We start from the raw sequence: 10413 nt of genomic DNA, 5'->3' as shown, positions 1-10413 counted from the left end.
AAAATTATCGTTTTATTGAACCGTTATTAATTTATATTCTGTTACAACTTGATCTTTTCTCGATCGTCTATGTGTCTCAATATAGTTACTCAAAAACATACAACTCACCTACTTCCTTAAATCTAATATATCGAATGAGATCAAATTTGAACAGACTACCTTTTATGTCATTATTTAACAAAAAATCTATGTATACATGATCCAGACTTAAGTTCCCAATAAAACTTTCAGTACCAAGAGTAAATTTTATTTGATAATTTTCATTTAATTGATATTTACCTATGTTAATTTCTGGGCCTGGTTTTTTACTCTCTAATCGTGTAATCGTTTTTGCCATTCCTATAGAAATTTGCTTGTTAATATCTCCTCCAAGAACAAACATAGACCTTACCTCTAACTCTGCCGGGTAAAAACGAAATAATCTGGTAATTATACCTGCAGACTGATCATTGTATTCAATAAAATAAATTCCTTCAAATCGTAAAAGTGACATAGTAATAGTTTTGATGATTAGTTTAGATATTTGCCTCCCAGTGATAGGATTAGATTTTGTAATTCTTTCCGAAAAGGAGATTTAAATCCTTTTCTCAGGAAATAATTGGCATTTAATACTAAATGACGCTCTATAACATATGTCAATCGAAGGTCATTTTCAAAATATATGGTAAAAGCCTCGATACTTTTTTCATAGCATTGTTCTTGATTTTTTAATCTGTCATATAAGTTTGCTATGGAGAATAAACATTGCATTTTTGCTCTCAAAAGTGTTTGTTTAAGAGGGTTATTATCGCATCGATTTAATTCGGTAGTAATAATATTTTGATGTATTTCATAATACTTAAAACACGTTTCTATCTCATCTAATTCTGCATAAAACCCTATCAAACTTCTATATGCATTAAGTAATGTATCTACATCTTCTGTTCTTTTGGCTATTTCTAATTGTTTATGCGAATATTCTCCAGATTTATCAAGCATTTGAAGTTTAGCAAAACACCCTGACATAAAACTATATAGGCTATATTGATGGATTAGACGGGTGTTTGGCATATCCTTATACATCACTTCTGCTTGATCATAATAATGCAATGCATCCTCAAAAAATACTGCACTTTCGTATCCTTTTAATTCGAAGAGTTCTCCCTCTGTTAAAAACACGTTTCCTATATACATATAAGCTTGAGCTTGTGATACCCTATCGGAGTTTAATTTGGCTAGATGAATTGCTTGACCTAACACAATTTTCGCATTCATAAATTGATGGCTTCGCTCATAAAAGCTACCTTGTTTTAACAATGCGCTTATTTCAATTCTTTTGTTATTAAATTTCTTAGAATTACTGTCGATCAGGGTCTTTTCCAAATAGTACAATGCGTTATCAAATTCTCCGATTTCATCATACAAAGCACATAGGTTATCCAAAATTACAGTAGGATCTTCGTTTAGGCTACCAAGAGTGGAGTAGGCATCTTTTAATCTTTGTTCTGCTTCTTTATATTTATTAAGACGTCTTAACGTATACACCGAGTCTGATTGTATGGCAGTTTTTAACATCCTTACCTCCTTATTTTCAAACGGATACTTTTCAACCAACTGTAGTGCCTGATCAAATTTTTCTGAGGCTTTTTTAAATTCTGCACTATCAACACACCTTAGCGCATCACTTCTAACAACATCAATACGTTCAAATTCACTTTTCTGAATGATTGCCTGTTCCCGTTGTTTCTTTAGAAAAAAATGAGCTTTTTCTTCTTGGCCTTTTATACGGTAAATCTTAGACAATAATTCAAATACAGCTACCGGAGTGTTTTCTTGCAATTCTTCAAACACTTTTTCTCCTATTCGTAGGGCTTGGTAAGGGCTATTACTTCTGTTATAAAAATTGCAAAGCCTTACCCCTACATCTTTGATCATTTCGATATCGCTAATAGAAACATAGAGATAAAATGCCGTTTTCAAGTATTTTGTAAACACTCCTCTAGTTTTTTCTATAAAATCAATATTACCCCTACGTTCCTCAAAAAACTCCTCCAGATAATCCGCTAATTCTTTTTTATCAAGATAATTCTTAACCTCCAGCTTCCGACTGGCGACGTTTGATAATAAAGAGGTAGTCCAGTACAACGAATCACCCGATTCTAAAGTATCTCTCTCTACAAGGTTTAAAGAGATCAAGGTATTCAGACAACTATCCAGGTTAATAATTTCTTCACATTCCAGTATCTCTCGCCCTACAGGGATTTTTATGTGAGACAATGTTTTTAGAATTTTTTGAAAGGGTAAGCTCAACTTTTTTAAATAAGGAGTAATACGATATCCATATCCGTACGGCTCAATTTCAAGCTCATAGATCTTAAGAGTTTTGTCTATAATATGATCGTAAGTTTTGAGAAACTCAGACTCATTTTCATATACTTTTACACCTTTATTATAACCCTCTGAAAGAAATTTTTCAAACCTAATATATAGTTCTGGTATACTAGAAAAGAGGTGATTTGTATGAAGTTCTACAAAAATAAGATAAAGAGGATCGTTACTAAATACGGACGTTGTATTTCTGTTTAAAAACTTTTTCTTTACATACGTTCCCAAAAAACTATCTCTAAAGATAAGCTCCAGATGAGGCATAGTTACACCCTTGAGTATTATTGATTCATCGATAGAAAAACTTTTAATAGGAAAACGGGTTATTAGAACTACCGAAATATGTTCAACTTTTTTTAGAAATTCAACAACCGCATGCTCGATGATAAACTCATTGTTTTCTAAAGTAACAAATTGATCTACGTGATCAATGACTATTACCAGTGGGTATTTACTTGCAAAGTCAGAAATGTCTTTAAATAAATCCGTAACTGGTTCTTTGATAAGTTTGGACACCTCTTGTTTGAGATGATCTAATGTGCAATGTTTGTCAGATAAATATATTCCAGAATAATTCGAAGTAAACTTGTTAATATTTTGCCAAATATAGGTCATACAAGCAGATTTACCCATTCCTCTATGTCCTGCAATATTTATTTTTGTATTTCCTTTTTTGATAGCATTTGTAATCTTTATAATTTCCTCCCTGTATATAAAAGGAAAGTATTGTTTTGTTTCAATAAAGCATTTAGAATACTCTTGTATTGCACTATTTACTTCTTCATTACCAATAAATTGCTCAATATGTTTTTGAAGAAATAATTGAGGTTTTAACCAGGGAGCCTGTTTTTCTTTTTTTCTGGTAAATTGCTCTTTCAAAACATTTACACTAAACCTAAACGCATCCAGAAGGTCATATTTTTTTGATAATTGTCTTGCCAATATATAACAAAACTCGGTGGCATATTCTTGTTCTATAGTATCTGAAAAACTAATTACTGCCGGAATTTTATTTTGTAACAATAAACTGGTTACTCCTTTAAAACCAGATTCTTCATGAGTAGTGTTACAGGAAGATAATATCACTACTTTTGGAAGTATCTGACAATTATTGATTATAGAGTCAACAAAAACTTTTCCTGACACCTTTGTTTCTTTGGCTATGAGTGGCGTTTCAAAAGAGAGTATGGTTTCTCCATTCTCATAACTTCCATGACCACTATAATAAATAATATCAAAAGCCTGCTTAGTTAGAGCTTTTTCTAAAGAAGTTAGAGAACCGTCGTCGGTAATTTTTACCTGAATATCATAAGAAGATAAAAACCCCGAAAGTAGACTTTGTATTTCTTTTTTGATATCTAACTGTACCAGTTCTAATGGACTGGAAAACATAATTAAAATACTAAGTCTTGTACCTTTGTTGGCAGGGGCATAATTATTGATAGGCCGATTGCCTTTGGATATCCCAATTAACGGATATTGATCAAAAAACACTTGCCATGGTAATGATAGCAAAGCATTATTATCAGAAATAAGATGCAGTAACACGTGAGTTTGTTTTGCAATCTTGATAATATGATCCAGTTCCTTATCTTCATCAAAAATAGTTTTCATTTTCTGAGTGATTGTATCAGAAAATTCCTTTATAGATACGTGTCCTTCTTTAAAAGAATGTATGATTTCTTCAAAATCCCGAATAGGAATATCTTCTTTTAACTGATAATTAAATACTGTTCTTTTCATGAGTTATCTCCTTTAATGATTGAAGCTTGCCTAGTAATAGTATTTTCTTCAATATATTCTTCAATCTGAATTATTGTTTTAGGATGGTTCTTATCAACGGCTTCAAGCTCTTTTTTTAAGTCATCCAACTCACTATAATGAATAGCCTTAGTATAGTAATGGTTGTAGTCTTTCTCTATTTTATAACCAACATTTGTATATGGTTCTTTCTCTTTCTTTTCTTTATATATTGCCATTCTACCCAATTCCCAATAGCTTTGCCATTGTTCCTCTTTATTTTTAATGGCTTTGCAAAAATGATCTAATGCTTTTTGAGGACTTCCCTTGACCCTTTCTAAAATCCCAAGATTATGATATAGTTTTGAAAGGATATGTAAATTGTTCTGTAAGTAATTTTTATGTTCTTTTTCTATTTTATAAAATACACGTAAGGCATCCAAGATTTTATTTTGAAACATAAAAACGACCCCTTTTATGAATAAAATTTCTACTAGACCAATCTTGTTATTATCGATAAAGGTTTCTGGTTCCATTAGCTTTCTTTCTAATTCAGATATAATCTCTAAACAGTTCTCTAACTCACCCTTAAAATATTGATCTAATGCTAAAACCCATAACGATATACATTGAATATCCAGAGGAAGCTCCCCTTCAATTAACATAATAGCATTGTGAGCATCGTACTTTTTTTCAATATTTTTTTGATAATCTTTCCTATCATTATAAGTACCAGGGATTTTATAACTTATAGTGAACATTGTTTGCTCCTCTGTATACTTAATAGTTTTTCCTTGAAAAATAAGATCGTATCCATTAAGATTCTTATCAAGTGCCTGATCTAAGGTCAGGGGCTCAATTTTAGGAGTTGGTAAAATATTGTAGTCAGTATATACTTTTAAAACATTTTCCTTTATAGTATTCGTTAACCTTTGATCCTGTGGTGTTTTTGGGCTATCATTAGAATACTGAATGATTTCTATGATAGCTGTTTTTAGTGGGTGAGAATTGGACTTATCAATTAATTTTCCATTTTTAAAATTTTCTTTCGGATCTTGTATCGGTGCCTTTTGTTGTTCGTCATTTGATATTCCAAAAAAATCATTTAAAAATTTATCAGAGCACTTATTGTTTTCATAAAAGTCTTTTATTTGAGATTTATAAACCCTTGCAAAACTCTCAAAACCTAATGATTGACCATTAAGATAAGAAACAAAGACATTTATGTTACTAAAGTAAAAGTTTCTGTCTCTTCTTTTTTCAAGTAATTTTTTTTTCTTTAATTCTTCTTTTGCTCTTATTATTCTTTTAAATGTTTTTAAACTGAAAACTTGTTCTCTAAGAATTTTTTTTTCAAAGTCATTACCATCAATATTTTCATTAATATTTTCATCATCATTCTTACATTCTATTTGATACATTAAATAGATAAAAGCAGGAATAAAATCCTTGTTCAATTTTTTACTCATTTTACTCTTTTTGTTAATAATATGTTAAAAAATATCGTGTCTAGACATGTCTTTTATGTCATTACGTGTCTTTTCATCTTCGTACTATTGTTGAAGGTCAACATGATGTAAGCGCTTTCATCTTTTATGAATATCAAATTCTTAGAAGTATGAAAACATCAAGAATTGTAATACTAATCATCGGAATTTTCGTGGTATTTTTAAATACCTCATGTACCGTTGATGATGTGGACAGAGATCTACCAATTTCTCAAACAGAAAATGAAGAAGATCCTCCATTAGATCCTAATCCTTAATTATAAGGAAGTGTAATAAGTCCCCTATATTATAATGATATGGGGGATTTATATATCTGGTCCTCTTTCTCTATTCGCATTTTTATATTGCGTATAAATGGCAATTAGGTGTGCTGTGTTTTTGGCACCTACTTTTCTAGCTGCATTTTTACAATGTTCTTCGACAGTGCGATGACTTATACATAATGTATCTGCTACTTCCTTTTGTAGAAATCCTTTACCTAGGTGTTCGATAACTTCTCGCTCACGTGGACTTATTGTTAGCCATTTGCCTATTCTAATCATTTCAGTTATAATAGGATCAATGTAGATATTATCTTTCTGCACCTCTTTTATGGCCATGATTACAGTTTCTACCGATAGCTGTTTGTCTAAATACCCATGCACACCAATGTCTTCTATTAAAATTTTATAATTATCAACTTTTGCTTGTTGTGTAAGAATAATAATCTTTATGCCTGGGTATAGTTTTTTTACTTTTTTGGCTATTATAAAACCATCAAAATCTGCAGATTCAAAATTAAGATCCAACATAAGAATGTCAACATGGGAGTTTTTAAGTATTTCCATAGCTCCTTTATAATGATGTACTCTAGCTACATTTTCTACTATAGTGGGGTATCCTTCTAGTAATGCAGATAATCCTTGCGAAAACACAATAGAGTCGTCAACAATTAGAATTCTTACTTTATTACCCATGACGCATTATTTTTTAATGGAAATTGAATATGAATTTCTGTTCCCAAATTCACTTTTTGGATTTTCACCCTACCTCTTAGGATATCTGTTCTTTGCCTGATATTTTGAATACCGATTCCTTTGGGGTGATCGTTTGTAATACCTACGCCATTATCCAAAAACGTAAAATGAATATGGTTACTATTATCTATTTGGTTAGAAATATGTAATTCTGTAGCTTGTGAGTGTTTGGCTACGTTTTGTAGGATTTCTAATATAATACCGTAAAAGTTATTTTTCTTTCCTTCGTGTAATGCATTAAGTTGTGAGGGGAATTCGTTCTGTAAAACAACCAGTATTTTATGATATGCCTGAAATTCGGTAAGCCTGGCTTTGATAACATCAATGAATTGATGATTGGTAATGATTGGAGATAATCTATGGGATACGAAACGTACTTGTTGATTCATATTTTGTAATTCGCCGGCTATATTGGTTATCGCATCTTTAGAGTCTGGCGTACGTAATAATGCCAAGACCTTTAATCGTAAACCATCAAAACTATTGGAGATAATATCATGTAGGTCTCTTGCAATACGTTTTTGAATGGCATCTTGTCCCTTATAGATGGCTTCCAATTTTTCAATTTTTGACCGTTGTTGGGCTACTTTTTGTCGTTGTGCAAAAATATAATAACTCATGAGGCCAATTAATACCAGAATACAAAGAGAAATTATAATCAGGTTTTTAATTTTAAGGCTCTTGTTTTTAGATTCTATCTGTAACTCATTATTCTTGTTTTCGAGCGATAATTTTTCAATGATATTCTCTTTTTTTTCGTAATCAAATCGAGATTGCAAATTTTGAATAATTTCTGTCTGTTCTAGATTATATACTTTTTCGAATAGCTGCGTATATTCTTTTTGATAGTATAACGCTGTTTTGTATTCCTTTATCTCTGCATGGTAATCTGCTTTGTTTTTAAAAAAATCCAACAAAGGTGTTTTAAGAATAGTTCTGGGGAGTAAATCAGTTATAGTATCGAGATATAACTTTGCTTTTTGTACTCTTTTTTGTTTAAGCAACGCTTCGGTAATCCCATTAAAACTGTACAAAAGAGAAGTGGTATCTTTTGATCGCTTATGTATCACAATAGCTTGCTCAAAAGTATCCTGAGCCAATTCTAATCTTCCCATTTCACCATGCACAAGAGCCAAATTTTGCAAAGCCACTCCATATGTTTTATTCTTGGGTGTAATTAAGGATAGTGCTTTTTTATAGTTAATAATAACCGAATCCAGAACTTGCATTTTTTTATAAACAATTGCAATATTATTGAACAATTGTGCTTTACCTTTTTTGTTGTCACGTGGCATATAACGCAAAGCCTCGTGATAATACTTTAAGGCTTGTTTGTAATTTTTTATTTGATAATGCACATTACCTATAGCCATACAGGTACGTCCCAATTTCATTTTATTTTTTACTTCGAATCCATGATAGGCAAGGACTAAATATTCTAATGATTTTTCGTATAATCTTCGGTTTTTATAGATTACACCTGCACTCAAAAAAGTATTGTAAGTAGATTGGTCATAATTTAATGTTTTATATATTTTCAAGCTTTTTTCCAGATAGGATAAAACACTGTCATTTTGATTTATTTTCCTCTTTACCAAAGCTATATTATAGTAATTATCGGCTGCAGTTTTTGTTAAACTATCAAAAACCAAAGCTTTATGATAATGTCTTTCTGATAATACATAATTCTTTAATCGATAATAACAAACACCTACTTTTTTATGTACAATAGCGATGCTTAGTTTATCATCTGATTTCTGTGCCAATAGCAATGCTTCTTCAAAAAAGTGTAATGCAGCAATACTTTGTTTTTTTTCTAAAAGACTGTCTCCTTTTTTGATAAGAGACTCAATAGTTTTTTGTGGTTGACTATACAGGTAGGAGAAGGATAAAACTAAAAACAAAAATACAGCCCCCTTATTCATAAATAATGATTTTTTGCGTATCTAAAATATGAAATAATAGTGACGTGCACCCCTTTTGCAATCAAAATTACGGGAATTCCCGTAAGGGAATTTACGTATTGAAACCATCTGAAATTAAGGCTATTATTGTATAACAAGAATAAGATGGTTCGATTCTAAGCACACAATATCGAGACATGTTTTATAGGGCAATAAATGGGGAATATATGGTATACAGTTATTCTGATGTTTTTTCTGTTAGCTCCAAATTTTATCGCATATCGTAGCCAAAAAAAACTTCTTTTCTGAAAAGGAGAAACTAAAAAATAAGAGCAATAAAGACAAATATAAAAATTTTAAATATTGAATGAGTGCCTCTTAAAATGCCAAAAAGAGCAATTCTTGAAAAGTAGAAACTTATATAATTCACATTTAATCATTAACTAAAAAAAATTAAAATGAAAAATTCTCAAAACAATAAAACCTGTACTCTGTTTGTATTTTTCTTTTGCTGTATTATTAGTTGTTATGCTCAAATGGATGATGAGCAAGAGAAATTAAATATTATAGCCAATTTACCTTTAACAGACAACCCAAAAAACTGGGCTTTTTCTAAAACTGTAAAGACTACTTTAAAACCAACTAGGTACAAAAAAATGGCAAAGAAACATTTAAAAGGCAATGAGAACCAACTTGCCATGCTATGTTTAATGCAAGGAGTAGCAAAATCCAAAAGAAGAGGACAAATAAAACGATTTAAGAAACTACTCACAAAAGATTTGGTAAGTATAACTCTAGATGGGTGGTCAAAAGAACAAAGAGAAATTGAGAAATTGATTCAGGAAAAAAGTTTTATTACCCAGGTCAAGGAGCAACTAAAATTAATTCATCATTTAAAATATCTCAAAGAGGTAAATCAATTAATTGCCACTGTAGATCCATTAAAGGAATATAAGTCTATATCTCTTGATCAAAAAATAGAGGAGGATCTAAGAAATTCTTATAAAGAGAATAAAGCAAATATTGCTCCGTATTATTACAAAACGGCTCAGAATCTTGAGTCTCATGCCCAAACAAAACCAGAATGGAAAAAGGTAAGTGCATATTATGCGATATGTAATCTGTACACCAAAGAGTATCAAGATGTAGAAAAAAAAGAAAAACAGGCGATTGAAAATTCAATATATACTGTTAACATACAACCAGAAACCATACAATCCCAAAATTACAGGAGATTAGACAAATCTCTTCAATTGATAGTTACTGATAAAGTTTCAGGAGTTTTACATCGAGTGAAGTTACCTCATATGAAGCTTTTTACTTCAGAAGTTCCAACTGATTATTCTATTCACCTAGCGATATCGGATATCGATGTACAGCATAGCGATATACAAACTACAAATGTTGATTATCAACGTGAAATAACAACCGGAAAAGATAGTAATGGTAATGAAATCAAAAAAACAGTAAGTGCAAAAGCTGTAATCTATTCTAAAGAAAGTAAAACTCATCTTAAAATATTTGTAGAAATTCGAGATAATAGTTCTAATGAAATTATACATTCTAAAACATTAACAGGTTCAAATTATTGGAACGATAGGTGGTTCAAATTAACTGGAAATAAAGAAGCGTTAACTAAAAAGCAAAAAAGACTATTACCATATTCAACATCTCCTCAAGAAAGGCCTTCGAATCTCAAAATGATACAAGGTTCTGTTGCCTCCACGATAAAAGGTATCATGAATTTTTTAAGTTCTGATTTTATATATGAAAAAGGGGGAATTATATATTAATTCTACCTCAATAACATTTATTCGCCGTATAGAATTGTAGTGCTACTAGCGAGACGCTAACGGGAGTAGGGGTTTTATAAAATATCTG

General features: G+C 30.8%; 7 protein-coding genes. 2 read left to right on the top strand and 5 right to left on the bottom strand.

The annotated features are described in order from the left end of the window. Positions 1 to 85: 85 nt before the first annotated feature. From Z053_RS0126920 to Z053_RS0126910, 3 genes are read right to left on the bottom strand one after another with little or no spacing between them, the layout of a single operon-like run. Positions 86 to 493, bottom strand: a complete 408-nt coding sequence (locus Z053_RS0126920; protein WP_025668080.1) for a hypothetical protein — start codon at positions 491 to 493, stop codon at positions 86 to 88. 17 nt (positions 494 to 510) lie between these two features. After that, on the bottom strand, positions 511 to 4107 hold the full coding sequence (locus Z053_RS0126915; RefSeq protein ID WP_025668079.1) for a CHAT domain-containing protein: 3597 nt from the start codon (positions 4105 to 4107) through the stop codon (positions 511 to 513). Beyond that, positions 4104 to 5573, bottom strand: a complete 1470-nt coding sequence (locus tag Z053_RS0126910) for a hypothetical protein (protein ID WP_025668078.1) — start codon at positions 5571 to 5573, stop codon at positions 4104 to 4106. The genes Z053_RS0126915 and Z053_RS0126910 overlap by 4 nt, the downstream gene beginning before the upstream one ends. 149 nt (positions 5574 to 5722) lie before the next feature. On the opposite strand from Z053_RS0126910, the gene Z053_RS31725 reads away from it, so the two are divergent. After that, positions 5723 to 5869, top strand: coding sequence for a hypothetical protein (locus Z053_RS31725; RefSeq protein WP_160170156.1), 147 nt, complete (start codon positions 5723 to 5725; stop codon positions 5867 to 5869). Positions 5870 to 5917: 48 nt separating this feature from the next. On the opposite strand, the gene Z053_RS0126900 is transcribed toward Z053_RS31725, so the two are convergent. Together Z053_RS0126900 and Z053_RS0126895 are read right to left on the bottom strand one after the other, a co-directional pair. Further along, positions 5918 to 6568 carry a response regulator gene (locus Z053_RS0126900; RefSeq protein ID WP_025668076.1) on the bottom strand — a complete coding sequence of 217 codons (651 nt, stop codon included), beginning with the start codon at positions 6566 to 6568 and terminating at the stop codon, positions 5918 to 5920. Then, complete coding sequence (locus Z053_RS0126895) at positions 6553 to 8553, bottom strand: tetratricopeptide repeat-containing sensor histidine kinase (protein ID WP_025668075.1); 2001 nt, start codon at positions 8551 to 8553, stop codon at positions 6553 to 6555. The genes Z053_RS0126900 and Z053_RS0126895 overlap by 16 nt, the downstream gene beginning before the upstream one ends. A 437-nt stretch (positions 8554 to 8990) precedes the next feature. Here Z053_RS0126895 and Z053_RS0126890 point away from each other — a divergent pair, with 437 nt between their 5' ends. Next, positions 8991 to 10325, top strand: a complete 1335-nt coding sequence (locus tag Z053_RS0126890) for a hypothetical protein (protein WP_035097065.1) — start codon at positions 8991 to 8993, stop codon at positions 10323 to 10325. Positions 10326 to 10413 lie beyond the last annotated feature (88 nt).

This window comes from Aquimarina megaterium XH134 (assembly GCF_000520975.1).
Classification (GTDB): Bacteria; Bacteroidota; Bacteroidia; order Flavobacteriales; family Flavobacteriaceae; genus Aquimarina; species Aquimarina megaterium.
Note: the sequence above shows the minus strand (reverse complement) of the source record. Positions and strands in the feature narration are given on the sequence as shown.